The following is a 25,885-nucleotide window of genomic DNA, read 5'->3' on the forward strand; positions in this document are numbered from 1 at the left end:
AGCCCAAGATGAATCGCACTTCGCTCGCCGCTCGGCTGGCAACCGTCGAACCGTCGCGGAGATTCGATGCGGTGCTCGCCGAGGTGTGCGACATCGCGGCCGAGATGCTCGACGGCGGTACCGCCGTCGAGGTGGACCGTCCCTTCCACGATTACGGCTATACGTCGCTGGCGGCGGTCGAATTCACCCGACGCCTCTCGGCTGCAGCGGGTTTCGAGATCCCCGCCGTGCTCCTCTTCGAGCATCCGACGCCTACCGCTGTGGCCTGGTACCTGTATTCGCACTTCGATTCGGACGCTGCCGGCGGCGGTGTCGGTGATCCGGCGATGCCGCAGCGGAGCCGGACCGAGGAGGTCGCCACCGCCTCGACCGATGAGCCCATCGCCATCATCGGTATGGCGTGCCGGTACCCCGGCGGGGTTGCCGCGCCCGAAGACCTGTGGCGGCTGGTGGAATCCGGTACCGATGCGATCACCGGGTTCCCGGCCGACCGAGGCTGGGATCTGGAGGCGCTGTATCACCCCGACGCGGACCATTCCGGAACCACCTACGTCCGATCCGGCGGCTTCCTGGACCGTATCGGCGAATTCGATCCAGAGTTCTTCCAGATCAGCCCCCGCGAAGCGCTCGCGATGGACCCCCAGCAGCGGCTCCTGTTGGAGGGAACATGGGAAGCCTTCGAACACGCCGGAATTCCGATGTCGTCCCGCACCGGAAGCCAAACCGGGACATTTCTGGGTCTCTGCGGATCCGACTACGCATGGGTCGCGCAATCGTCGAGAGCGGAAGTCGAAGGGTATTGGGGGACGGGCACGGCGGGTAGCGTCGCGTCCGGTCGCCTTGCGTACACATTCGGGTTCGAGGGCCCCGCGATAACGGTCGACACCGCATGTTCCTCGTCGCTGGTCGCGCTCCATCTGGCGGCCGCATCGCTCAGATCGGGTGAATGCTCGCTGGCGCTCGCCGGTGGCGTCACGGTGATGACGACGCCGAATATGTGGCTGGAGTTCACCAAGCACCGGGCGCTGTCGCCGGACGGGAGATGTCGATCGTTCGCCGCCGATGCGAACGGGACGGCCTGGTCGGAAGGCATGGGACTGGTTCTGCTCGAGCGGCTCAGTGACGCGCAACGCAACGGCCGGCGAATCCTCGGCGTGGTTCGCGGATCGGCCATCAATCAGGACGGACGCAGCAATGGCTTGACTGCCCCGCGAGGCGGAGCGCAGGAAGCCGTCATCCGGCAGGCGCTGGCCAATGCGGGCTTGACGGGTGCCGACGTCGACGTTGTCGAAGCCCACGGTACGGGCACACCGCTCGGCGATCCGATCGAGGCGCGCGCGCTTCTCGCCACGTACGGCCGCCAACGCCCGAGTGATCGTCCGCTGCTGCTCGGGTCCCTGAAGTCCAATATCGGTCACACCCAGGCGGCGGCAGGCGTCGGTGGCATCATCAAGATGCTCCTCGCGATGCGCCACCGCATGCTGCCGCGCAGTCTCTACGCCGCCGAACCGACCCCGGATGTCGATTGGTCGAGCGGCGGTGTGTCGCTGCTGCACGATGCGGTCGAGTGGGCACCCGGAGCGCAACCACGTCGGGCCGCAGTCTCCGCGTTCGGAGTGGGCGGTACCAATGCCCATCTGATTCTGGAGGAGCCACCGGCCACCCCCGACGATGCGGCAGTGCCAGCCGGTCCGGTCGCCTGGGTGCTGAGTGCGAAAACACAGGCTGCCCTGTCCGAGCGACGTCGGCTGTTGGCCGAATTCCTCAGCGACCGAGCGGAAGTAGACCCGCTCGAGATCGCGAGTGCGCTCGCGGCCCAGGAGCAGCAGCTCGAATATCGCACCGTTGTGGTCGGCACCGGTCGAGGCGAACTGCTCGCCGGACTGAGCCCGCTGGTAACCCCGTTCCGCACCGACGAGTCCAGCCGGGACGCCCGCGCCCCGCGGGGGAAGGTCGCGTTCGTATTCCCCGGCCAGGGTTCGCAGTGGCGCGGAATGGCGGTGGAGCTATTGGATTCGTCGCCGGCCTTCGCGCAGACGTTCCATGATTGTGCGGTCGCGTTGGCGCCGCACTTGGACCGCCCGCCCGCGGATTTCGAGGCGATTGTTCGCGACGGCGACGACGCCTCCTTCGAACAGGTCGATGTCGTGCAGCCGGTGTTGTTCGCCGTTCTCGTATCTCTCGCGACACTGTGGCGTTCCCATGGGGTAGCGCCCGATGTCGTCGTCGGGCACTCACAGGGCGAGATCGCGGCGGCCTATATCGCCGGTGGCCTGTCTCTCGACGATGCCGCGGCGGTGGTGGCCTTGCGTGCCAAGGCAATCGCCGAGCTGGCCCGCGGTGGCGGCATGATATCGGTCGCCGAGTCGGCCGACGCCGCGGCCGAGCGGATCGATCGGCACGCCGGGGTGTCCCTCGCCGCTGTCAACAGTCCGACTTCGGTGGTGATCTCCGGCGAGCGCTCGGCGTTGACCGCGATCCTCGACGAATGCGAGCGGGAAGGGTTGCGCGCCAGGCGGATTCCGGTGGACTATGCGTCACACTCCGCCCATGTCGAGCCGCTCAAGACCGAACTGGTACGAGCTTTGTCGGGCCTCTCGCCGCGTAGCGGCCAGGCGGCCTTCTATTCCAGTGTCACCGGGAACCTGCTGGACACAGCTGATTTGGACGAGAGGTACTGGTATCGAAACCTGCGCCGTACAGTTCGGTTCGAGTCGGCCGTCTCTCGTCTGATCGATATCGGTGTGCGCACCTTTATCGAGATCAGCCCGCATCCTGTGCTGGTTTCGGCGATCGAGGAGACGATCGAGAACGCGCCGAGTCGCGAGGGACGGATTCAGGTCACCGCAACGGTCACCAAGCACGATGGGGGTCTGACCGCATTTCTCGGATCGGTCGCGAAGCTCTACACCGATGGCGGGGCGGTCGACTGGCAACGCGCCTATCCGCGAAGATCGGATCTGGGCATCGACTTGCCGACCTATCCGTTCGATCGTGATCGATACTGGGTCCGGCCCGGCCGTGGCGCGGTGCCGTCGGAACTCGGGTTGAGTTCGGTACCGCACCCGCTGTTGACCGGTACCTTGAAATTGGCAGCCGAGCCGGGTTGTCATGTGTGGACCGGAACGTGGTCGCAGGCGGAGTATCCGTGGATCGCGGACCATCGTGTGTGCGGTGCCGCTCTCGTGCCGGGCACCGCCTTCGTCGAACTGGCCACCTATGTCACTGCCGCAGTCGGTGGCAACGAGGTCGAAGAGCTGCACCTGGAAGCTCCGTTACCACTCCCGGACTCGGGCTCCGTCCGGATTCAAGTGTGGGTGGGAGCGCCCGACTCGACCGGCAAACGAGCGCTGGCCATCCATTCCACCGAAAGTGGCGCCGCGGGCGCGAGCGGACCGAGCTGGCAGCGACACGCGACAGGCATCATCGCCGAGACCGCAGGTCTGCTCGAGGCGAACCCCGGGTCCTCGGCGGCTTGGCCGCCTGCGCAGGCGACACCGATCGATATCCGCACGATGTACGGCGACCTCGCGCGCGAGGGGCTCGGCTACGGACCGGCGTTCCAGAATGTGCGCGAGGCCTGGTCGGCGGAGGGCGATACCGGCGAATTGCTGTTCGCCGAAGTCGAGTTGTCCGGTGAACTGCTCGGCAGCTCGTATGCCGTGGCGCATCCCGCGCTGCTCGACTCCGCATTTCACGTCGCGCTCGAGCACGGCGCGGTGGATCGGAATCCGGAAGAGGTATGGATCCCCTTCTCTTGGCGCAATATTCGAGCCCTGCGGCCGTTGGAAGCACCCAGTTCGCTACGTGCCAGCATCTGCCGGACCGGTGACCGTCAGGTTTCGCTGACCGCGACCGACGAGAACGGGGTACCGGTGCTATCGGTGGGGGAAGTGGCGCTGCGACCTATTCCTGCCGCCATGTTGTCGGCGGCGGTAGCTTCGCCCGCCGAGCCCTTTCATAGCCTGCGTTGGATTCCGGTGACCCGCCCGATCGAGCCGTCTCCTGGCCGTCGCTGGGCCGTCATCGATCCGACCGGTGAATTCGAGTGTGCTGGAATCGATGTCGATCGCTGGGACGGTCTCGGCCCGTTGATCGACGCCATGGACCAGGGTGCCGCCGCACCGCAGCTGGTCCTCGTCCAGCTCGATGAACCCCGGGATCGATCCGCCGATGCGGTCGAAGCCGGACTGCTCGCCGGGCTCCACCTCGTACAGCGCTGGCTCGCTGACGAACGACTGAGCGATGCCCGATTGGTCCTGCTGACCAAGGGGGCTACCGAGTCGAGCGCGCAGGCATCACTCACCGCGGCGGCGCTGTGGGGGCTGGTCGGCAGTGCGCAATCCGAGCACCCGGGGCGGTTCACCCTGGTAGACCTCGACAATCCGGCGAGCACCCACCTGCTGCCCGCGATCGTGGAACTGCCCGAGCCCCGGATCCGAGTACGCGGCGGATCGGTCGAGGTGGCAAGGCTGTTCGCCGAGCCACGGCGCTCGACCGAAAGCGTTCAGCCGGACGCCGAGACGACGATTCTCATCACGGGCGGAACCAGCGGAATCGGCGCCGCGATCGCGCGCCATCTGGTCGATCGCGGCGCCCGCCACCTCGTCCTGGTGAGCAGGCGAGGGGAACACGCGGCGGGCGCCGAATCCCTTGCCGCCGAACTGCGTTCCGCCGGGGCGGTAGTCACGATGGCGGCCTGCGATGTCGCTGACAAGAACGCGATGAGCGAGATCATCGATGCCATCCCCGCGGCGCACCCCTTGGCCGGTCTGATCCACTCGGCGGGCGTGCTCGACGACGGCCTGATCGCGACACTGACCCAGGATCAACTGGCCAGGGTATTGCGGCCGAAGATTGCCGGAACCCTGATCCTGCACGAGTTGACCGAACATCTCGACCTGAGGTTCTTCGTGCTGATGTCATCGCTCGCCGGTGTCATCGGCGCTGCCGGACAGGCAAACTACGCCGCGGCGAACTCCTTCCTGGACGCCATGGCCCGGCTACGCCGCAGCCAGGGACTATCGGCCACGTCGATTGCCTGGGGTCTATGGGAGGACGCCTCGGCGATGACAGAGCATCTTGCCGGTGGCGGCGTCGCGCGGCTTGCCGATCGCGGCCTGGCGCCCATGCGCACGCCGGAGGCAGTACGAATGTTCGATGTCGCGGTCGGACAGCCGAACGCGACGATAATCGCGGCATCCATCGATACGCAGGCACTGCTGGCGGACCGAGCGTCGGGCGGGTTGGCGCCGATGTTCGATACCTTGCTGCCGGATCGGGGCGAGGAGCGTATCGACCGGGTGGCCAGCCCGCTCGAAAACCTGGCGGACCAACCGGATTCGGACTGGGATGCCGCGGTGACCCGGTTCGTCCGGACCGAGATCGCCGCAGTGCTGCGCTTCGGCGATGGCCCATCGCTCTCCGTTGACCGATCGTTCCAGGATCTCGGACTCGACTCGCTGGGAGCGCTGCAACTGCGCAACCGAATCAACGCGAGCGTTGGGCTGTCCATGCCGGTATCGGTGGTTTTCGATCACCCGACGGTCACTCGCCTCGCACAGCACGTGACAGCACAGCTACGGCAGCGGGATCGGGCGAATCGAGATGGCGTCGTGGCTGGGGCGCTGGCCGACCTGCGTCGCCACGTACAGGCGTTGGATGTCGACGCCAGATCGTCCGCGCTGGCCGGCCTGACAGATTTGGTCCGTGAGCTGAGTACCGCAACGTCCGCGGGCGAACCGCCATCGTCGATCGAATCGGCCTCGGTCAGTGAGCTTTTCGACATGATCGACAATGACATGGGGGTGGCTTGAGTAATGGGGGATGAGAAAGCGGGGGCAGCGGAGCAAACCCTCCAGTACCTGCGGCGGGTGACGGCCGAGCTCGATCGGACGAGACGGCAGTTGCGGGAGGTCACCGAGCGCGCTCTCGAACCCATCGCGATCGTCGGCATGGCCTGCCGTTACCCGGGTGGGGTGGCCTCGCCCGAAGAACTGTGGCGACTCGTCGTCTCAGAGACCGACGCGATCTCGGACTTCCCGGCCGACCGGGGCTGGCAGGTCGACGAACTCTACGATCCGGACCCGGATGCGCCGGGTAAGACATATACGCGCCACGGCGGGTTCCTCGGCGACGCACCGGGATTCGATGCCGAATTCTTCGGCATCGGTCCTCGGGAAGCCGCGGCGATGGACCCGCAGCAAAGAATGCTGCTGGAATCGGCGTGGGAAGCGATCGAGAACGCTGGAATCGTTCCTGGCGCCCTTCGGGATGGACCCACCGGTGTCTTCGTCGGCCTTATGCACCAGGAGTATTTCCTCGGCGCGCGCGCTGACGCCGACCGGTTCGGCGGCCTGTGGGGCGTGGGGAACGCCGGCAGCGTTGCCTCGGGACGAATCGCGTACCACCTCGGCCTCACCGGGCCCGCACTGACGGTTGACACCGCATGCTCGTCGTCGCTGGTGGCTGTGCACCTTGCCGTCCAATCGCTGCGCCGCGGCGAGTGCACCAGTGCCCTTGCCGCCGGGGTGACGGTGATGTCGAGCCCCAGCGTGTTCGTCGAGTTCAGCAGGCAAGGCGGTTGCTCGGAATCGGGGCGATGCCGATCTTTTGCCGCCGCGGCGGACGGAACGGGATGGGCGGAGGGCGTCGGCACGATCGTCCTCATGCGCCTGGCCGACGCCGAGCAGCAGGGGCATCAGGTGCTCGCGGTCATTCGGGGCACAGCCGTCAACCAAGACGGTGCGAGTTACGGGCTCACCGCACCGAATGGTGTCGCACAGCAACGGGTTATCGCTGACGCGCTGGCCGACGCTCGACTCGGGCCCGCCGATATCGATGTCATAGAGGCGCACGGTACCGGGACCGTGCTCGGCGACCCGATCGAAGCACAGGCGCTGCTCGACGTTTTCGGACCGGGACGGTCACCGGAATGGCCGCTGTACGTGGGGTCGGTGAAGTCCAACATCGGGCACACCCAGGCGGCGGCAGGCATTGCGGGGCTCATCAAAATGGTCATGGCGCTGCGCCACGACGCGATGCCGAGAAGCCTCCACATCGATAGGCCCACCCCAAAGGTCGACTGGACGACCGGTCCCGTAGCCCTGCTCGAGCAGACCCGGCCATGGCCACGCACGTCCGACCGGCCAAGGCGGTTCGGGGTGTCGGCGTTCGGGATCAGCGGAACCAACTGCCACATCATCGTCGAGGATGCCGGCGCGGCAGCACCGCTGCCGGAAACTCCTGATTCTTCCGAAAAATACTTCAGCTGGATCTTTTCGGCAAAGACCATTCCGGCTCTGCGCGACCAGCTGACGCGTCTGCATGCCCAACTCGCCGACGATTCGCCATCGACACCGGCCGAGCTCGCGCGAGCACTTGCGACGACGCGGACGCATTTCGACCAGCGAGTAGCTGTCATCGGCGCCGACCGGCAGCGCATGGCAGCCTCGGTCCTCGCTCTCACCAGGGAATTGGACTCTGCGGCAGTGCGGGCCGCACGCGAGGGCCGCATCGCCTTCATGTTCACCGGCCAGGGAGCCCAATACCCGGGCATGGGGACGGCACTCGACGACCCCGCTTTTCGCGTCTACACCGAAACACTCGAGCAGGTCTGCGCGGCCTTCGACCCGTACCTGGGCACCGCGCTGATCTCCGCGCTGTCGGACCCCGATGCGTTGGAATCGGCCAGCGTAGTGCAGCCCGCTCTGTTCGCGATGGAGGTCGCGCTGTGCCGGCTGTTCGAAAGCTGGGGGGTGCGACCGGATTACCTGATCGGCCATTCCCTCGGTGAGTTCGTCGCGGCATACCTGGCGGGCGTTTTCACACTCGATGATGCTTGTCAGGTCGTAGCCGCACGTGGTCGCCTGATGCAGTCGCTGAGCACCGACGGCGCGATGTTTTCGATCCAGGCCTCGGAGGCGGAAGTCCGCGCGTCCCTTGCCGACGATGCTTCTCGGATCGCTATCGCCGCTGTGAACGGCCCTCGTTCCGTCGTCGTATCCGGCGAAGCCGAGTCCGTGGCCGCATGCGCTGATCTGTGGGCGGCGCGCGGCCGGCGCACCCGAAGTCTTCAGGTTTCCCACGCATTCCATTCGCACTACGTGGACGCCATCCTCGCGGACTTCGCGGCGGTCGTCGAGAGCGTGCACCTCGAACCGCCTGCGACACCGATCGTTTCCGGGATGACCGGTCGGCCGATCACAGCGGCCGAAGCGACCGACCCCGGGTACTGGGTGCGGCATCTGCGGGCAACGGTTCGCTTCCACGACGGGATTCGCTGGCTCGCGGGCGCGGGCGTCACGCATTACTTGGAGCTGGGGCCTTCCGCCATACTCACCTCGCTCGTGGACGAGTGCCTCATCGGGACCGGTGACGAGGCGAGAGCCGTCGCCGCTCTCGATCGCAAGGTTCCGGCCGCCCAACAGGTTGTCGCAGCCGCGGCAGCGCTGCACAGCAACGGTGTGCCCGTCGACTGGGACGCGTACTACGAGAACTCCACCGCGGGCCACTGTTCGCTGCCGGTCTATGCGTTTCAGCACGCCCGGTTCTGGGTTCCTGAAATCCCTTCCGGCGTGCGCACATCCGGTATCACCAGCAGCGACAACACGGAGATTCAGCGTCAGCCCGCGGCTAGCGCGCCACAGCGGTGGCGAATCCCCGCCGACGATCCGGCGCCCACCTTGCTGGAACTCGTCCGGGTGGAGTTCGCGAGGGTGCTCGGCGTGGACGACGCCGCCTCGATCGACCCGGACCGCAGCCTGCTCGAGCTCGGCATCGAGTCGATGAACGCGGTTCGCCTGCACAAGCGATTCGCTGCCCTGACCGGGGTCGAGCTGCCGCCGCAATTCCTCATCGATAATCCCACCGCAACCACGGTGTCGCAGGCGCTGCTCCCGCTGGTGGAGCGAACGGCCGCGGACATGCCTGCGCATTCGGCCGTGGCCGGACCCGTTGTCGCCCCTGGCGTCGTGCCGGTGGGGATGGACAGCGCAATGGGGACTCTGACGAAGCTGCTGTCAGCCGCGGTGGCCGGGGGCACCACAGCCGACATGATCGGTGTCCTCACCGCCGCATCCAGATTGCGTGCACCGCAACCGGCGCGCGGGCAGCGCGCCGACGGGGCGGTGCTGCTGGCAGACGGTCCGGGCGACACCGAAATCATTTGTGTCCCCTCGTTTCTGGCGGGGTCCGGGCCGCATCAATTCATCCGCTTCGCCAGTGCCATATCCGCTCTCGGCCGGGTCCGTGGATTGACGCTGCCTGGTTTCGGTACCGCGGATTCGCGTCCCGAGTCCTGGCACGGGGCGATCGCCGAGGCGGCGTCGGCAATCGCTGCGGTAACCGGCCAAGCCGATCGTGTGCTCCTGGTCGGGCATTCGATGGGCGGTCTGCTTGCCAACGACATCGCGATCGAGCTCGAATCGCGAGGCTATCCGGTGGCGGGTGTGATCATGTTGGACACCATCGAGCCAAACCAGGAACTCCTCGACGACACCTTTGCCTGGGCGATGGGGCATATCGTGCGCCGAGACCCCGACGGTGCGGTGATCAACGACAGCAACCTGCTTTCGATGGGAACCTATCTCGACCTGTTCGCGCAGTGGAAAGCCCCTGATAGAAAAGAGCTTTCGGCCGCCTCCGTGCTACTGGCCGCGGGGCGCACCGTCGAATCCGACCCGGCCTACACCTGGCGGCATTGGGATATCGCGGACGAGGCGCTCAGGGCGGATGCCGATCACTTCTCCATTTTGGAGGCCGACGCCCGCGCGACGGCCGATTCGGTACTCGATTGGCTTGCCCGGCAGAGCAACCGGCGCAACTAGCAAGGTAAGGAGGACAGGTATGGAGCTACAGCTCGGTAATGTCATCGGAGAATTCCTCGGGGCGACCCGTGCGTGACGTCGGCATCGTGGGATTCGGAAGTTATGTCCCGGAGCGAAGACTGGGCGTCGAGTTCTTCGGTGACACGTCCGCGGACCAGTCGGCCGCCCCGGCGCTGATGCGCCCGCCGCGCTTTCGACACCATGTCGCGCCGGACGAGCGAGCGGCCGACATGATCGAGCGTGCGGCGCACACCATGTTCGACCGGCTGGCGCTCTCGCCCGAAGGCAACGTCGACATCCTGCTGACCAACGTTCTCCTGCCGGACGCACTGTTCACCGGATCGGGTGCCGAGGTAGCGCACCGACTCGGGTGCAGTCCCAAGGTCATCCTCGACCTGCACAACACCGGCTGTGCCTCGTTTCCCTACCTGCTGAAGCTGGCAAAGCTGCTGATCGACAGCGGGGAAGGCGATACGGCACTGATCGCCAACGTGCAGAATTCGGCAGGCCAGATCTTCGCGCAGGACCAAGTTCGGGGGCGCGGGCATGCGGCGACGCCCGGTGACGGGTGCGGGGTTGCCTATCTGACGGCAGGCGGGCCGTCCCCCATCCTTGGTGTCTTCACCAAGAACAGTCCGGAGTATGCCCGCGACGTTCGGCCGGTGCGCCAGGACGGCAGAAAGTACTGGGAGCCCGGCGACAGCGAGGTCGATGTCGAGTTCGACAGGGAGCTCGGGGCCGACATCATTGCTCGCGGCAATCGTCTTGTGCCCGAAGTGGTTTCAGGCGTATGCGAGACGGCTGGGATAGCGCGGGACGATATCGACATCCTCGTTACCAACCAGCCGAATCGGATCTTCCTGAAGAACTGGTCGGCGGATCTCGGACTCAAGTCCCACCAGCACCTCGATACGTTCGACCTGTTCGGAAACCTGTATGGGGCAGCAGCCCCGATAACCATGGATCACGCCATCCGGGATGGCTCGATCGATCACGGCGATCTCGTGGTGATCGCCGGATTCGCCCATGCGGGCGACTTCGCGGCCGCCGGTCTCGTGCACTGGCACGGCGCGTCCCAGCACTGAGAGATGGATAAGAATGAGTCATTTCCGAAGCAATGTCAGAGATCTCGAGTTCAACCTCTTCGAGTCGTTGAACCTTGGCGGACTTCTGGATTCGGGCGCCTTCGGCGACCTGGATTCCGAAACCGTTCGCACGATGCTCGACGAGGTTCGTCGGCTGGCTGAAGGGCCCCTTGGCGCTTCGCACATCGACGCCGATCGGAACCCTCCGGTCTTCGATCCGGCAACCTTCAGCGTGCGGCTCCCCGAAAGCTTCAAGCAGAGCTTCGGCGCCCTGCAGCAGGCCGGCTGGGCCGGTGTGGGGAACTTGACAGAGCTCGGCGGTCTCGGCGCCCCCGCGGTCGTGAATTGGTCGATCGCCGAAATGATCCTCGGCGCCGCGCCCGCCGCCTATATCTACGCCACCGGGTCGGCGTTCCTGAACGCCCTGCACAAAAGCCTCACCGACGAGCAGAAGCGCTGGTCAGTATTGATGTCGGCCCAGAACTGGGGCGGGACAATGGCATTGACCGAGGCGGACGCCGGTTCCGACGTCGGGGCAGGCCGGACGAAGGCGATCGAGCAGGCGGACGGCTCCTGGCACATCGAGGGCGTCAAGCGTTTCATCACGAACGGCGACTCGGACGATCTGTTTCCCAACATCGTCCACCTGGTATTGGCCCGCCCGGAGGGCGCCGTAGCCGGAACGAAGGGCCTGTCCCTGTTTCTCGTGCCCAAGTTCGACTTCGACCACGACACCGGTGCGCTCGGCGAGCGCAACGGTGTCTTCGTGACCAACCTCGAGCACAAGATGGGCTTGAAGGTCTCGGCCACCTGCGAGGTCACCTTCGGCGGCAACGGCATCCCGGCTAAAGGCTGGCTGGTCGGTGAGACCCACAAAGGCATTGCGCAGATGTTCGAAGTCATTCGATCAGCGCGAATGATGGTGGGCGTCAAGGCAACCGCGACGCTCTCGTCGGCCTACCTGCATGCTCTCGATTACGCGAAGACCCGTGTCCAGGGGTCCGACCTCAGTCAGCTGGCGGACAAATCCGCACCGCGGGTAACGATCACGCACCATCCGGATGTACGCCGTTCGCTCATCTTACAGAAGGCGTACGCCGAGGGCTTGCGTGCCGTATACATGTATGCCGCAGCCCATGGCGATCCGGTTGTGGCCGAGCATGTTTCAGGTGCTGATGCGACATTGGCCGCCGGCGTCAACGACCTGCTGCTGCCGATCGTCAAGGGTGTCGGTTCCGAGCGGGCCTACCAGTACCTGACCGAATCGTTGCAGACCTTCGGTGGCTCCGGCTACCTGCAGGACTACCCGATCGAGCAGTACATCCGCGACGCCAAGATCGATTCGCTGTACGAGGGCACCACCGCCATCCAGGCGCAGGACTTCTTCTTCCGCAAGATCATTCGCGACCGCGGCGTGGCGCTGGCGCACGTGGCGGGCCAGGTGCAGAAGTTCATCGAGACGGAGGGGGGCAACGGCCGCCTGAAGGCCGAGCGCAAACTGCTCGCCACCGCCCTCGAAGACGTGCAGGGCATGGTGGCCACCCTGACCGGGCACCTGATGGGCGCCGAGCAGGACCCGAAGGAGCTCTACAAGATCGGCCTCGGCAGCGTTCGCTTCCTGATGTCCGTCGGCGACCTGCTCATCGGCTGGCAGCTGCTGCGGCAGGCCGAGATCGCCATCAAGGCGCTGGACGGTGCCGACCCGAGCAACCTGCGAGCAGTCACCGGCGGCGGCTCCACCGAGGCGTTCTACACCGGCAAGATCGCGACCGCGCAGTTCTTCGCACGCAATATCCTGCCCGAGCTGACCACGACCCGCACCGTGCTGGCGAACCTCGACAACGACATCATGGAGCTCGACGAGGCCGCGTTCTAGCGCCCGATTTAACAGACTCGTCAGCAATCGAATTCCGGCACGCCGAGGCGTTACGACTTTCGGTGCGCGGGTTTCGTGAAGTGCTGCGCACCGAACGCCGTAGATCGAAAGCGGGGCGCGACGACGAGCAGGGCCAGCCGCAAGAAGATGACGGCGAGGTCGGTAAACAGCCGGCAGCCGTGTGCCCGAGCTGTGGATTCGACTTGCATCAGAGCCAGTTGGCACGCTGAGGAGTACGCCGATCTCAGACCTGAACGGCAGCGGACGCCCGCTCGACCTATCCGGTCGTCGAGCGCACCGGCTCGGCCTGCTCGGTGCCCGAATAATGCAGACGGGTCCGTTCGAAGATGTTCCGCAAGAACAGCGGTGCCCACCAGGCGGCCTTGCCGCAGAGCCGCATCGTGGCAGGCAGCAAAGCCCCGCGGACCAGGGTGGCGTCCATCAGCACCGCCAACGGCAACCCGATACCGAACGCCTTGGACAGTGAGATTCCGGAAACCGTGAAGGCCAGGAAGACCACGGAGATAACCAGGGCGGCCGCGGTGACGATCCGGCCCGTTCGCTCCAGACCGACCGCGACGGCGACGGTGCCGTCACCAGACTTGTCGTATTCCTCGCGGATTCGGGCGAGCAGGAAGACCTGGTAGTCCATCGCCAGACCGAAGGAAAGCCCGAAGAGCATCGCCGGTATCGAGGCCGACAATGCGCCGGTCGCGGTGAAGTCGCCGAGCAGCCAGGACAGGTGCCCGTCCTGGAATATCCACACCAGCGCGCCGAAGGTCGCGGTCAGGCTCAGCACGCTGAGTACCAGCGAAAGGAACGGCACGAGCACGCTGCCGGTCACCAGGAACAACAGCACGACCATGAAGATCGCCACCGAACCGAGGGCGTACGGCAGCCGGTCGATGATCGCCCGGGTCGCGTCGTAGTTGACCGCCGCGATTCCCGTCACCATGGTCGGGAACGGTGCCTGCGTCTGCCGCACCGATTTGACCAGCGCGTCGGAATCGCTCAGGCCCGATGGCGTCGGCAGCACGGAAAAGTAGGTCGCCGTCCCGCTGGTGAACCTGGCGTTCTGCGGATCTGCCGCGACTTTCTGGGTTCCCGACGCGAAGGAGCCGGTGGCGGTATCGACCTGCGCGACCGCAGGCAATGCCGAGAGCCGTGTCGCGTATTCGGTGAGCGCTGCCGGATCGGTGTTCGCCTCGGGTGCGACGATCAGCAGGCTGTTCTGACCGCTGGTGTCGAAGTCGCTGCGGAGGGTGTCGGCGACCTGTCGTGCCATGGTCGAGGTCGGCAGAATCCGCTCGTCCGGCATGCCGAGTTTCATGCCGAGCGCCGGTGCGCCGAGCAGCAGCAGAAATGCCGTCACCAGGATGGCGACCGGGATCGGCCGCCGCATGACCGCCGAAGCCAGCCGGTGCCAGAAGCCTTCGGTGACATCGGTTTCGGCCGCCGCCGGGCGGTGCTTCAGCACCCGCCATTTCTCGATCCGGGGGCCGAGGGCGACGAGCAGTGCGGGCAGCACGGTGACCGACGTCGCGCCCGCGGTCAGCCCGGTGATCACGCCGACGTAGCCCATCGACCGGATCGCATCGAGCGGGAACCAAATCAGTCCGGTCAAGGCGATGGCCACGGTGATCGCGGAGAAGATCACCGTGCGACCCGCGGAGTTCATCGTGATCCGGATCGCGGCGGGAACGTCGCGCCCGGCGCGCAATTCCTCCCGATACCGGTTGACGAACAGCAGGCTGTAGTCGATCGCCAAACCGAGCCCGAGCAAGGTGACCACGCTGATGGCCAGCGTGGAGAGGGTCGAGACGTACAGCAGGGCCCACATGATCCCCATGCAGATCAGCATGGCCACGATCGCCACCGCCAGTGGCGTCAATGCCGCGACCACGCTGCCGAAGATGAGCACGAGCAAGACCAAGGTGATGGGAAAGGCCAGCGACTCACCTTTCGTCGCATCCTTCTGCCCCTGCACGTTCATCTCGTGCTGGAAGACGGCATTGCCGCCGAACGTGACCTGCAGGCTGCCGAAATCTTTCTGGTAGTCCTTTTGAATTCCGGTGATGCGCTTCTCGACGGCGGTCTCGTCGCCCGCGATGGTCGCGAGGACGAGCGCTTGCTTGCCGTCTCGACTGCGCAGTTGGGGCGCTCGGCCGCTGGTCCAGTACGAGCTGACACCGTCGATTCCCGGCTCGGTGGCCAGTTTCTCCGCCAATGCCCGTCCGTCCCGGGCGGTGTCGGTCGAGTCGATGCTGTCCGGGCTCTTCACCAGCAACGTCAGGTTCGACGCCTGGCTGCCGAACTCCGATTGCAGGAGGTCGGCACCGCGCGCCGAGTCCGAGTCCGAGTCCGCGAAACCACCCGCCGACAGCTTCGGATAGAGGGCGGAACCCGCTGCGCCACTGGCGAATACGAGCAGTACCGCGAGGATCAGGCAGATGCGCGATCGGCGCACGATCAGCGCTGAAAGACGCTCCAACATGACTTTCCTCCCGTCATAGGGTTCAGGTACTGATAGGAGATTTGGCGATCCGGAAGTGTGACATCATGACTGGGTGGTTCATGTCACACCGGGGGATGCGACGAATTCGGCGGCGCTCGACGATGCCACCACGGAGTTCGAACAGCACCGAGATCTGGTCTTCGCCGTCAGCTACAACCTGCTCGGATCGGTAGCCGAGGCCGAGGACGTCGTCCAGGAGGCCTGGCTGGCCTGGGCCTCGGCTCGGCGTGCCGACATCGGCAACGTGCGCGCCTACCTGGTCCGGATCGGCGTCAACGACGCGCTGGCCCGGCTGAACCGCGCGCGCCGCGAACGCGAGACCTACCCGGGACTCTGGCTGCCCGAGCCGTTGCCGACCGACGTGGACGGCGAGGTGAACGCGATGCAGTCCGAAGCGATCTCGTTCGCGATGATGGTCGTGCTGGAGTCGCTGACTCCGCTGGAACGCGCGGTGTTCGTGCTCAACGAGGTATTCGGCTACAGCTACCGGGAGATCGCCGACGTCGTCGAGCGCAGCCCGGATTCCGTCCGTCAGGTCGGTCACCGGGCACATCAGCACATCCGGCAGCGTCGCGGGCGCTACCAGGCCGATTTCGATGTGCGCCGGGCAGTTACCGCGCGGTTCCTGGTCGCCTCGCAGGGCGGCGACCTCAACGCACTGCTAGAACTGCTCGCCCCGGACGTGGCGATGTGGACCGACAGCGGGGGCCTCGTGAAGACCGCCCGGCGCGTCATAGTCGGACGCGAGAAGGTGCTTCGCCTGCGCGACGGCGCCGAGGCTCTGTTCATGGATCAATTGACGCCGTCGATGGTGCACATCAACGGCGGGCCCGCGATCCTGCTGTCCCGCAACGCCGCACCGTTCGCTGTCGTCGCGCTCGATATCGATCCGGACGACCACACGATCCGCGGTATCTACTCCGTGGTCAGCCCGGTCAAACTGCGTATCCTCGATCTTTCGGCGCCGCGACGACTGCCGTGACCGGCTTCGCCGCGCCGAACACCCGCGGCAAGGCCCACGGATTCCGGCCCTCCGCCCGCATCTTCCGCACCAGTGCGACGGTGTAGTAGACATCGAGTCCGATGACGATCACGCCCAAGACCGGCGTCGGCTTCAAACTTGTCAGCGACGCCTACCCCACCTCGCATCAGCCCATGGTCGACACTGGCTGAGCGCACGCTACCTCGCCTCGGCATCGCGGGCTATTTCTGGCCGCGCCGGAAGCTGTCGGTCAGGCGCGGGACGCCCTCGGTGGTCACCACGTCGACCGTGGCCTTGACATTCCGGTTCTCGGTGACCTCGCGCAGCAGTGCGTCCGCCAGATCCGCGCGTGAGGTGTAGCGGCCGGGGATGCTCGACGCGGCGATGGTGTAGTCGGTGACCCGGGTGCCGTCGAAAAGTCCCGAGGCCCGGACGATGGTCCAGTCGAGGCCGCTGTTCCGGACGATCTCCTCCATGCGGCCCATATCGAAGTACGCGGTGCGGCCCAGGGTGCGCAGAATGGGGAGGAGCGCCGCGCGGAAGAGGAATGTTTCGCCCGGTGCGGCTTTTCCCGGGACACACACCGAGCTGACGCACACCAGGCGTTCGATATTATGAGCCGCCATGGCGGGCAGGATGTTTCCCAACCCCTCGGAGAATATCGACACCGGCTTCATCGTGTATTTTCCGCCGAGGATGGATATCACGGCATCCTGGCCGGCCACCGCGTTCTCGACCGATTCGGCGTCGAGGGCGTCCACCCGCACAACCTGCAATGAGGGCGCGGTGAGCGGGAATTCATCGGGACGACGAACTGCGGCGGTGACTTCGTAACCTTTGTCTATTGCTTGCTGGATGACCTGTAATCCGGTCGGCCCGCTGGCACCGAATACAACAAACCCCATCGTGTTTCTCCCACCAGCCGGTTCATCTATTTTCTATTTCGCATATCCGGTGAGCAGCGGAAGGATCAGTGCATCGATCACCCGCTCGAAATATGCGCCCTCCATTGGTTCTTCCTTGTCGAGCAGCCGATAGAAGATCATCGCGGGAACGACGTCCGCGATGAGTTCGGTGTCGGCACCTTCGATGATCTCGCCGCGCTCGCGCGCACGCTCCACGATGGCGGCGTAGGCCGCGCGGCGCGGTTGCGAGATGACACGTTCGACGGTTTCGCGCAATTGCTGGTCGCGATTGATCACCGACGCGAGCGCGGACAGGATCGAGTCGCGCCGGCTGCTCGGATCGAGGTACATGGCCCCCACCGCGATCAGGTCGGAGCGCAGGCTGCCCGTATCGGGTATCGGCTCGTCCCAGATCAGGGCCTGGATGGCGTCCCGGACAAGTTCCGACTTGTCTTTCCAGCGTCGATAGACGGTGGCCCGGCCCGCGCCCGCTCTGGCCGCGACGGCATCCATGGTCAGCCGGTCGTAGCCCACCTCGGGCAGGATCTCGGTGACCGCGGCCAGTAGCGCGCGGTCGCGGCCCGGATCCCGGGGTCTGCCACCGGATTTGGCCTTGGCATCGCCGCCCTGTTGTGTCGACACATCGACAGCGTAGCCCCCGAGTGGTTACGAAACAAGCGTGTTCTGTATCGCATCTACAGTTACGAAATGAGTGCGTATCGTTTCGTAATGAATCCCTCGGAAGGAATGAAATGAGTGCAGGTCAGGACGGTAAGGGCGGGTCGTTCGAGCTGAGCCGCCGCCGTTTGCTAGTGGTCGGAAGTGGCCTTGCGGTGGCAGCGTGCACGACGGACGGGTTCGATTCACCGGCTGCTCCGGGCAACGATTCGACGCTGCGATCCGCCGTGCGCGGACGGGTGCTGCTACCCGGCGACGAAGGGTTCGACGTGGCTCGTAAGCCCTGGAATCTGACGGTCGACCAGTCGGTGCGCGCCGTCGTCGAACTCGCCGATGTCGAGGACGCCGCGGCGCTGGTGCGGTATGCCAAAGATGCCGGCAGTACGCTGGCGGTCCAGCCGAACGGCCACAATCCCTCGCCCGCGGTGAACGGGACGATTCTGGTACGCACCAAGGCCCTGAACGAGATTCGGGTCGATCCGGTGGCCCGCACCGCCCGAGTCGGTGCAGGCGTCTCCTGGGGGCAGGTGCAACAGATCGCGAGTTCGCACGGGCTCACCGGTGTGGCAGGTAGCGCGCCGGGTGTCGGCATCACCGGCTACACCCTCGGCGGTGGATTGAGCTGGTTCGCCCGGAAGTTCGGGTGGGCCGCCGACAGCGTCACCGCGTTCGAGATCATCGACGCAGACGGCCGGACCACACGGGTGACCGCCGCTACCGAGCCAGATCTGTTCTGGGCCTTACGTGGTGGCGGCGGCGACTACGCGCTGGTCACCACCATCGAGTTCGGACTGCACCCGATTCCGGGTCTCTACGGTGGCCGGGTGCTCTGGCCCGCGGATCGGGCCCCGCAGGTGATGGCGGCGTTCCGTGAGGTCACCGCGACGGCCCCGGACGAGCTGACGCTCTGGTGGAGCCTGCTCCAATTCGACGGCGCCCCACCGATGGTCGGCCTCGACGCCACCTACCTCGGCGATGAGGCGGCCGGACAAGCGTTGTTGCGTCCGTTCGACGGCATCGACGGCAAGATGCGCGACACCCGCCGGATGATGGCGATCGCCGAACTGGGCACCATCACCGGTGAACCCGCTGACCCCAGTCCGATCCGTTCGCAGATCGAACTGCTGAACGGGCTCACCGACGCCGATGTCGCGACCTTGCTCGCCAAGCCGATGGCACCGGTCGCCGCGATTCAGATCCGTCATCTCGGCGGCAGGCTCGCCCGCCCGTCCGACACCCCGGCGGGCGCTGTCGCCAGCCCGTACTACATCGGCTTGATCGCACCCGAGGTGACCCCGGAGATGGCCGCCGCCAACATAACCAGGATGGAGGAGTATCTGACTGCCCTGGGCTCGTCCCGTAGCCGTCGGACGCCGCTGACCCTGCTCGGTCCCGGTCAGACCGCCATGGACGCCTTCGCCCCCGAGAGCCTGGCCCGGCTGCGCGACATCAAACGCCACTCGGACACACATGGCTTGTTCCGCAGCAACTTCCCGGTCCTCGACTCGAAGTCCGGCCGCTGAACAGAGAATAAATGTCGGCCTGCTCGCACCATCCAGGGCGGGTGTTTCGGTGCAAATACCAAGGGGGACAAGCGAAGTAGGCCGTCTCTGTTGACATGCTCAATTACGCCGTGTTTCAGTCGGGCATGGACTTTCCGCGACGGCCGCGCTCCCATCGAGCCGGTCGCTTCGCCCCCTTCCGGCACGGCAGATTCGGGCTGTTTTTCGCCGCCTATTCGATCTCGTTGTTCGGTACCTCGATGGCCGCAGTCGCGTTGTCTTTCGGTGTACTGGAGAACAATGGTTCGGCGGCAGACCTCGGTTATGTCAACGCCGCACGAATCGTGCCCATGGTGTTGTTCCTGCTCGGTGGTGGGGTGGTGGGCGACTGGCTGCCGCGCCGCTGGGTGATGCTCACCGCCGACTGCGTCAGAACGGTGAGTCAGGGCGGGATCGCGGTGTTGTTCGCTGTCGGTCACGCACCGCTGTGGGCATTGCTGCTGCTGGCCGCGACGGGCGGGCTGAGCGAGGCGTTCTTCAATCCCGCACTGAGCGGCATGATCCCGGCCCTCGCCCCGAAAGACCAACTCCAAGAAGCCAACGGGCTGCTGAGTCTGTCGCGCTCTGCCACGAACGTCGTCGGGCCCGCCCTGGCCGGCGTCCTGGTCGCCGTCGCGGGAGCGCAGACGGTGTTGGCCATCGACGCCGCGAGCTATGCGATCAGCGTCGTCGGCCTGCTGCTGCTGCGGCTGCCGACTCCCGCTGTGCGCCAGCGACTCTCGATGATCACGCAACTGCGGGAGGGCTGGACGATCTTCCGCTCACACACCTGGCTGTGGGCCGTCACCGTGCAGTTCTCATTGTTCAACCTCATCGTGTGGGCCCCTTATCTGATCCTGGGCCCGGTATCGGCGTATCGGAGCTACGGCGGGGCCTCGGCGTGGGGCGCGATCATGGCCGGTTATGGCGCGGGCTCCATCATCGGCGGGCTCGCATTGCTCGGTCGGCGTCCGGCGCGGCCGCTGGTGGTCGCGATCGCGGCCACCTTTTTGTGGGCGGCGCCCTCCGCGTGCCTGCTGCTCGCCGCGCCGGTGGCGGTAGTGGTGGTCGGGGCGGTCTGCGCCGGCACGGCGAGCGCGGTTTTCAACACCTTGTGGTCGACGACCATGCAGCAGCAGGTTCCCGCCGAGGCACTCTCCCGGATCAGCTCGTATGTGTCGCTGGGGGCATATGCCGCGGGCCCGCTCGGCTTCGCCATCGCGGGCCCGCTCGCGCAGGCGGTCGGCAACGCGCCCGTGCTCGCGGTCGGCGTGGGATGGCAACTGGTCGCCAGTGCCGTGGTCCTGGCCCTGCCTGCCATCCGTGCCGTCCGCCAACCGGCGAAGCTCGGCGAGCCCATCAGCCGACCGAGGCCCCACTCACGCTCTGGCTGAACGGTATTGGATTTAAAACACGTCGCGCAGGGTCTCTAGGAGGAGGGCGATGTTGGCCTCGTCGCGGCGGTAGTAGGTCCACTTGCCTCGCCGGGTGGCGACTACCAGCCCTGCTTGCCGCAGCATCGCGAGGTACTGCGAGGTGGTGGACTGCCCTAGACCTACCCGCTGCTGGATGTCGGTCACGCAGACACCGATCTCGACGTCGTCGAGCTCCTGGCCGGGGAAACTCATCGGGTCCTTGAGCCACACCAACATCTGACGGCGGGTCGGGTTGGACAGGGCCCGGAACACAGCCAGCAACTCCGCCTCCGAGAACATTCGGTGATCGTAACGCACCTACATATTGACATTTCGCGATATTTCGATTCAAACTCATCCCATGTCGACTTCGATGCATGTGGTGGAACTCGTCCGCTTCGGTGCCGCGGACACCGCGTTCGCCACCCGAGCGCTGCCGAGACCCACTCCCGGACCTGGCCAGGTGCTGGTGCGCGTGCTTGCCACGTCCGTGAACCCGCTCGACCTGCAGACCCGGCGCGGCGACTACCGCGACCAGGTAGCGCTGCCCGCGGTGATCGGCAACGACGCATCCGGCGTGGTCGTCGAAACCGGCGCTGGGGCAGGCGACTTCGAGCCGGGCGACGAGGTCTGGTACCTGGCGCCGGTGTTCGCCGGGCAGGGCACCTACGCCGAGTTCCACGTGGTCGACCAGGCCCTGGTCGCCCGCAAGCCCGCACGGTTGTCGCACGTCGAGGCCGCCGGTCTCGCGCTCGTGGGCGTGACGGTGTGGGAGGCGCTGGTCGAACGGGCCGGGGTGCGGGCCGGAGAGCGGGTCTTGGTGCACGGCGGAGCAGGCGGGGTCGGCTCGGTCGCCGTCCAGGTCGCCAGCGCGCTGGGAGCCGAGGTGGTAACCACCGCGCGGGCAAGGGATCACGAGTTCGTCACTGCACTGGGAGCCGATGTCGCGATCGACTTCTCGGCCGGTGACTACGTGCCCCAGGTCCGCGCGCTGGGCGGGGTGGACGTCGTGCTGGACACGGTGGGTGGCGACACCCTCGCCCGCAGCCCGCAGGTCCTCGCCGACCGAGGCCGCGTGGTGTCCATCGTGGACATCCCCGAACCACAGAACCTGCTCGCCGCGTGGGGCGTGAACGCGACCTACCATTTCCTCTTCGTCAGCCCCGGCCGGGCGAAGCTCGAGGCCCTCGGCCAGCTGGTCGACCAGGGCAAACTCCAACCCGTGATCGGCGCCGTACTACCACTGGCCGACATCGCACAGGCGCACACACTGCTGGAAGGTGGCTCTGCCGGCGCGGGCCGCGGCCGCCCACGCGGCAAGATCGCCGTCGCTGTGGGCGCACCGCGAGGGGACGAGGAGTTGCCGGTGCCGCGCTAGTGATCAGGCGCGGGCCGGCCCGAGCTCCGCGATGAGCGCCTCGACGCGCGCTTTGATCTCGTCGCGGATCGGGCGCACCGACGCCACGTCTTTGCCGGCGGGATCCGCGAGGACCCAGTCGCGGTAGCTGACGCCTGGGAATACTGGGCAGGTGTCGCCGCAGCCCATCGTGATGACGACGTCGGAGGCTTCGACCGCGTCGAAGGTCAGGATTTTCGGGGACTGGTCGGCGATGTCGATACCGAGCTCTGCCATGGCTTGGACCGCGGCGGGGTTGACCGAGTTCGCGGGCGCGCTACCGGCGGAACGGACCTCGATGGCGTCACCGGCGAGATGGGTGAGAAATCCTGCGGCCATCTGGGAACGTCCCGCGTTGTGCACGCAGACGAAAAGGACGCTGGGCTTGGATGCCATGGGTGGGAACATCTTTCAGCTAATGGGGAATCGTTTGCGCAGGGCCAGCGAGACATAGACCAGGCCGACGAGGACCGGGACTTCGATCAGCGGTCCGACGACTCCGGCGAGGGCTTGTCCGGAGGTGGCGCCGTAGGTGGCGATCGCGACGGCGATGGCGAGTTCGAAGTTGTTGCCCGCGGCGGTGAAGGCCAGCGTGGTGGTGCGCTCGTAGCCCAGGCCCATGATCGCGCCGAGGAGGTAGCCGCCGCCCCACATGATCGCGAAGTAGGCCAGTAGCGGGATCGCGATGCGCACGACGTCCATGGGTTGGGAGGTGATCTGTTTGCCTTGCAGCGCAAAGAGAATGACGATGGTGAACAGCAGCCCGTAGAGCGCCAACGGCCCGATGCGGGGCAGGAACGTGGATTCGTACCAGGCGCGACCTTTGGCGCCTTCGCCGAGGCGGCGGGTGAGGAACCCCGCCAGCAATGGGATGCCGAGGAAGATCAGCACCGATTTCGCGATCTGCCACGGTGAGGTGTCGATGGTGGTTTGTGCCAGGCCGAGCCAGCCGGGCAGCACCGAGAGGTAGAACCAGCCGAGCGCGGCGAACATGATCACCTGGAAGATCGAGTTCAGCGCGACGAGCACGGCGGCGGCTTCGCGGTCACCGCACGCGAGGTCGTTCCAGATGATGACCATGGCGATGCAGCGGGCCAAACCGACGATGATCAGCCCGGTCCGGTACTCCGGCAAATCCGGCAGCAGCAGCCACGCGAGCGCGAACATCAACGCCGGGCCGAGGATCCAGTTCAGTACCAGCGAACCGATCAGCAGCTTGCGGTCGCCGGTGACGGTGTCGAGGCGGTCGTAGCGGACCTTCGCCAGGACCGGGTACATCATGATCAGCAGCCCGATCGCGATCGGCAGGGAAATGCCGTCGATTTCGACCGCGCCCACCGCGTCACCGAGTCTGGGGATCATCCGGCCGAGGAGTAGTCCGGCGGCCATCGCGACGCCGATCCACACCGGTAGAAACCGGTCGAGGGTGGACAGTTTGCCGACCACTCCGGTGCTTGTTCGCACGCTCACGCGGTGGCGCCGCTTTCGGTAAGTAGAACATCGGAGAGTCGTTGCAGGGCACCGGGAACCACTCGGTAGTACACCCAGGAGGCGCGGCGTTCGCTGTCGAGCAGCCCTGCCTCGCGCAGCACTTTGAGGTGGTGGGAGATCGTGGGCTGGGTCAGGTCGATGCCTTCGGACAGGTCGCACACGCATGCTTCCTGGCCTTCGCGGCAGGCGATCGAGCTGAGCAGCCGCAACCTGATGGGGTCCGACAACGCTTTGAACACCCCGGCGAGCTCGCCGGCGGTCTCGGCGGTCAATGGGTCGCGGACGATCGGCGCGGCCGAACACGATTGCACCGGTTCCACCACCAGCTCTGACTTTGACATTCGTCTATATTGATCGAAATCTAATCGATGGGCAAGCAAACAATCCGCGAACGTGTGGTTTCAGGACTGACAGCCGCCGCCGGCCGAAGCTGCATCGTTGGCGAAAGATATTGGGCAGCAGGGGATCGCGCTGCATTCCAGGAGGTTCTCGCAGCCGGCATCCAATGCGGCGGCCAGGGTGTTTCGCACGGCGGTGAGTTCGGCGAGTTCGGCGTCGACCTCGGCGAGTTTGGCCGTGGCATGAGCGCGTAGTCCGGTGTCGGCGCGGCGGTGGCGCCGTGAGGTTGCTTCGAGGAGGTCGGCGACTTCTTCGAGGGTGAACCCGAGCCGTTGGGCGGCCTTGATGACCCGCAGCACCGTCACGGTGTCTTCGGGGTAGCGCCTGTGCCCGCCCAGTGAGCGGTCCGGCTCGGCGAGCAGTCCGCGGCGTTCGTAGTAGCGCAGTGTCTGCACATTGACCCCGGCTGCGGCGGCGAGCTCCCCGGTGCGCAGTCCGGCGCTCACCGTGCACCCTTGACGGTGACAGCGCGCACCCGAGCCTCGAGCGCGTCGAGGACATCGACGTGCGTGGCCGGGGCTTGAACACCCATCACCGCGCCGGTGCTGGTGTCCTCGACGGTGAACGTGAAGAACGAGCAGCACCCGGATTCGCGCGCGGCCAGTTCCTGTCCGGCCTGTTGCGCACCGGGAGTCAGTCGCAGGTCCAGTCTGGTGGGTTCGGGTCGGGCGGTTTCACGCACCGAGCTCGCGAAGAACTCATCGAACTCCGCGACGCGGATCGGGCGTTCGGCGGTGGGCATCGTGCACGACTCCGGCACCCAGTCCTGCGTGAGGTTGATCGTCATAACGTCACGGTAAGGCTGTACCCCAGTACCGAATGCAACCTCGGAAACTACACGCACCACGCGTGTTTCGCGTCTCGTAACACGCACGGGCAGGCACCTCGATCGGCGGGTCAGCGGACCGGACTGCGGCGTTCGAGGAAGACCGTGTCGCGCCATACCCCGTCGCGCTGGGCGATCCGTTCCCGAACGCCGATGGTGCGGTATCCGGCGGAGTGATGCAGGGCGATGCTGGCGCGGTTCTCCGGGAAGATCGAGGTCTGCAAGGTCCACAGTCCTGCCTCGTCGGCGGCGATGACCTGTTTGTGCAGCAGGGTTTTGCCGACGCCACGACCACGCATACTCTCGGCGACGTAGACGGAGTTCTCAGCCACGCCCTGGTAGCAGTCGCGACTCGAAACCGGGCTCAGTGCCGCCCAGCCGACTACGGTGCCGTCGATCTCAGCGACCCACCGGTGCTCCGGAAGCCATTGCCCGTCAAGGGATTTACGGCTCGGGACCGCGGTGGCGAAGGTGGCGTTTCCGGTGGCGATACCTTCCGCGTAGATGCGCAGCACCGCCGCCCAGTCGTCGTCGGCCATCGCGCGCACCGACACATCGGCGGGCAGATCCGCTGGGCAGCACGGGCGCGGGGTGAGGACACCCATCACAGCGTCGGCGGCATGGGGCAGGCCGGTGCAGCACGCCGGGTTCACCAGCACCACCGTGGAGGTGCCGTTCTTGTGCACGCCGACGAAGCCGACATCGGTGAGTTTGCGGACGTGATGGGAGACCGTGGGCTGACCGATGTCGAGTGCCTCGGCCAGTTCCCCGACCGTGATGCCTGCCGGGTGCGAGGCCACCTGGTGCAGCAGTCGCACGCGGGTGGGGTCGGCCAGGCAGGCGAACCATGCCGAGTAGGTGGTCGCGTCGGTGGTCGACAACGCGTCCTCGCGCTCGTTCCGTAGTACCGGCATCTCCAGGTCAGTCACACCCCTACTGTATCGACATC

Annotated in this window: 18 protein-coding genes; 8 read left to right on the forward strand and 10 right to left on the reverse strand. The window is 66.1% G+C overall.

Features of this window, described 5'->3' with window-relative positions; all coding sequences use genetic code 11:
* Nucleotides 1-8 precede the first annotated feature (8 nt).
* The 4 genes from ACIBCN_RS20180 to ACIBCN_RS20195 are packed head-to-tail and all read left to right on the forward strand — an operon-like array spanning nucleotide 9 to nucleotide 12,788.
* Nucleotides 9-5,816, forward strand: coding sequence for an SDR family NAD(P)-dependent oxidoreductase (locus ACIBCN_RS20180; RefSeq protein WP_396993101.1), 5,808 nt, complete (start codon nucleotides 9-11; stop codon nucleotides 5,814-5,816).
* Nucleotides 5,817-5,819: 3 nt separating this feature from the next.
* Complete coding sequence (locus ACIBCN_RS20185) at nucleotides 5,820-9,827, forward strand: type I polyketide synthase (RefSeq protein WP_396993102.1); 4,008 nt, start codon at nucleotides 5,820-5,822, stop codon at nucleotides 9,825-9,827.
* Between the two features lie 38 nt (nucleotides 9,828-9,865).
* Complete coding sequence (locus ACIBCN_RS20190) at nucleotides 9,866-10,912, forward strand: 3-oxoacyl-ACP synthase III family protein (RefSeq protein ID WP_396993103.1); 1,047 nt, start codon at nucleotides 9,866-9,868, stop codon at nucleotides 10,910-10,912.
* Between the two features lie 13 nt (nucleotides 10,913-10,925).
* On the forward strand, nucleotides 10,926-12,788 hold the full coding sequence (locus tag ACIBCN_RS20195) for an acyl-CoA dehydrogenase (protein WP_396993104.1): 1,863 nt from the start codon (nucleotides 10,926-10,928) through the stop codon (nucleotides 12,786-12,788).
* A 277-nt stretch (nucleotides 12,789-13,065) separates the two neighbouring features.
* Here the strand turns inward: ACIBCN_RS20195 and ACIBCN_RS20200 are convergent, their stop codons facing one another.
* A complete protein-coding gene (locus ACIBCN_RS20200) occupies nucleotides 13,066-15,282 on the reverse strand; it encodes an MMPL family transporter (RefSeq protein ID WP_396993105.1) in 2,217 nt (738 codons plus the stop codon).
* 73 nt (nucleotides 15,283-15,355) lie between these two features.
* On the opposite strand from ACIBCN_RS20200, the gene sigJ reads away from it, so the two are divergent.
* Nucleotides 15,356-16,285: an RNA polymerase sigma factor SigJ gene (sigJ, locus tag ACIBCN_RS20205; RefSeq protein WP_396993106.1), complete on the forward strand. Its 930-nt coding sequence runs from the start codon at nucleotides 15,356-15,358 to the stop codon at nucleotides 16,283-16,285.
* A gap of 221 nt (nucleotides 16,286-16,506) precedes the next feature.
* Here sigJ and ACIBCN_RS20210 read toward each other — a convergent pair whose 3' ends face one another.
* Together ACIBCN_RS20210 and ACIBCN_RS20215 are read right to left on the reverse strand one after the other, a co-directional pair.
* Nucleotides 16,507-17,190, reverse strand: a complete 684-nt coding sequence (locus ACIBCN_RS20210) for an NAD(P)-dependent oxidoreductase (protein WP_396993107.1) — start codon at nucleotides 17,188-17,190, stop codon at nucleotides 16,507-16,509.
* Nucleotides 17,191-17,223: 33 nt separating this feature from the next.
* A complete protein-coding gene (locus tag ACIBCN_RS20215) occupies nucleotides 17,224-17,832 on the reverse strand; it encodes a TetR-like C-terminal domain-containing protein (RefSeq protein ID WP_396993108.1) in 609 nt (202 codons plus the stop codon).
* A 110-nt stretch (nucleotides 17,833-17,942) separates the two neighbouring features.
* Here ACIBCN_RS20215 and ACIBCN_RS20220 point away from each other — a divergent pair, with 110 nt between their 5' ends.
* Together ACIBCN_RS20220 and ACIBCN_RS20225 are read left to right on the forward strand one after the other, a co-directional pair.
* Complete coding sequence (locus ACIBCN_RS20220) at nucleotides 17,943-19,391, forward strand: FAD-binding oxidoreductase (protein ID WP_396993110.1); 1,449 nt, start codon at nucleotides 17,943-17,945, stop codon at nucleotides 19,389-19,391.
* Between the two features lie 95 nt (nucleotides 19,392-19,486).
* Nucleotides 19,487-20,803 (forward strand): MFS transporter, encoded by a 1,317-nt coding sequence (locus tag ACIBCN_RS20225; RefSeq protein ID WP_396993111.1) that lies wholly within the window; start codon nucleotides 19,487-19,489, stop codon nucleotides 20,801-20,803.
* Nucleotides 20,804-20,815: 12 nt separating this feature from the next.
* On the opposite strand, the gene ACIBCN_RS20230 is transcribed toward ACIBCN_RS20225, so the two are convergent.
* Complete coding sequence (locus ACIBCN_RS20230) at nucleotides 20,816-21,124, reverse strand: ArsR/SmtB family transcription factor (protein ID WP_396993112.1); 309 nt, start codon at nucleotides 21,122-21,124, stop codon at nucleotides 20,816-20,818.
* Nucleotides 21,125-21,185: 61 nt separating this feature from the next.
* On the opposite strand from ACIBCN_RS20230, the gene ACIBCN_RS20235 reads away from it, so the two are divergent.
* The gene (locus ACIBCN_RS20235) at nucleotides 21,186-22,202 is read left to right on the forward strand and encodes a zinc-binding dehydrogenase (protein ID WP_396993113.1); all 1,017 of its coding nucleotides are present in this window, start codon (nucleotides 21,186-21,188) and stop codon (nucleotides 22,200-22,202) included.
* 3 nt (nucleotides 22,203-22,205) lie between these two features.
* Here the strand turns inward: ACIBCN_RS20235 and ACIBCN_RS20240 are convergent, their stop codons facing one another.
* The 6 genes from ACIBCN_RS20240 to ACIBCN_RS20265 form a co-directional block, all read right to left on the reverse strand.
* Nucleotides 22,206-22,616 carry an arsenate reductase ArsC gene (locus tag ACIBCN_RS20240; protein WP_396993114.1) on the reverse strand — a complete coding sequence of 137 codons (411 nt, stop codon included), beginning with the start codon at nucleotides 22,614-22,616 and terminating at the stop codon, nucleotides 22,206-22,208.
* Between the two features lie 15 nt (nucleotides 22,617-22,631).
* Nucleotides 22,632-23,690 (reverse strand): ACR3 family arsenite efflux transporter, encoded by a 1,059-nt coding sequence (gene arsB / locus ACIBCN_RS20245; protein WP_396993115.1) that lies wholly within the window; start codon nucleotides 23,688-23,690, stop codon nucleotides 22,632-22,634.
* Entirely contained in the window at nucleotides 23,687-24,052 is a 366-nt protein-coding gene (locus tag ACIBCN_RS20250) for an ArsR/SmtB family transcription factor (protein WP_396993116.1), read from the reverse strand. Before ACIBCN_RS20250 ends, arsB begins: the two co-directional genes overlap by 4 nt.
* Before the next feature lie 60 nt (nucleotides 24,053-24,112).
* A complete protein-coding gene (locus ACIBCN_RS20255; RefSeq protein ID WP_396993117.1) occupies nucleotides 24,113-24,556 on the reverse strand; it encodes a MerR family transcriptional regulator in 444 nt (147 codons plus the stop codon).
* Nucleotides 24,553-24,897, reverse strand: a complete 345-nt coding sequence (locus tag ACIBCN_RS20260; protein ID WP_396993118.1) for a hypothetical protein — start codon at nucleotides 24,895-24,897, stop codon at nucleotides 24,553-24,555. Before ACIBCN_RS20260 ends, ACIBCN_RS20255 begins: the two co-directional genes overlap by 4 nt.
* A gap of 110 nt (nucleotides 24,898-25,007) precedes the next feature.
* Nucleotides 25,008-25,865: a helix-turn-helix domain-containing GNAT family N-acetyltransferase gene (locus ACIBCN_RS20265; protein ID WP_396993119.1), complete on the reverse strand. Its 858-nt coding sequence runs from the start codon at nucleotides 25,863-25,865 to the stop codon at nucleotides 25,008-25,010.
* Nucleotides 25,866-25,885 lie beyond the last annotated feature (20 nt).

Origin of the sequence: Nocardia sp. NPDC051052 (assembly GCF_044456045.1) — a bacterium.
Classification (GTDB): Bacteria; Actinomycetota; Actinomycetes; order Mycobacteriales; family Mycobacteriaceae; genus Nocardia.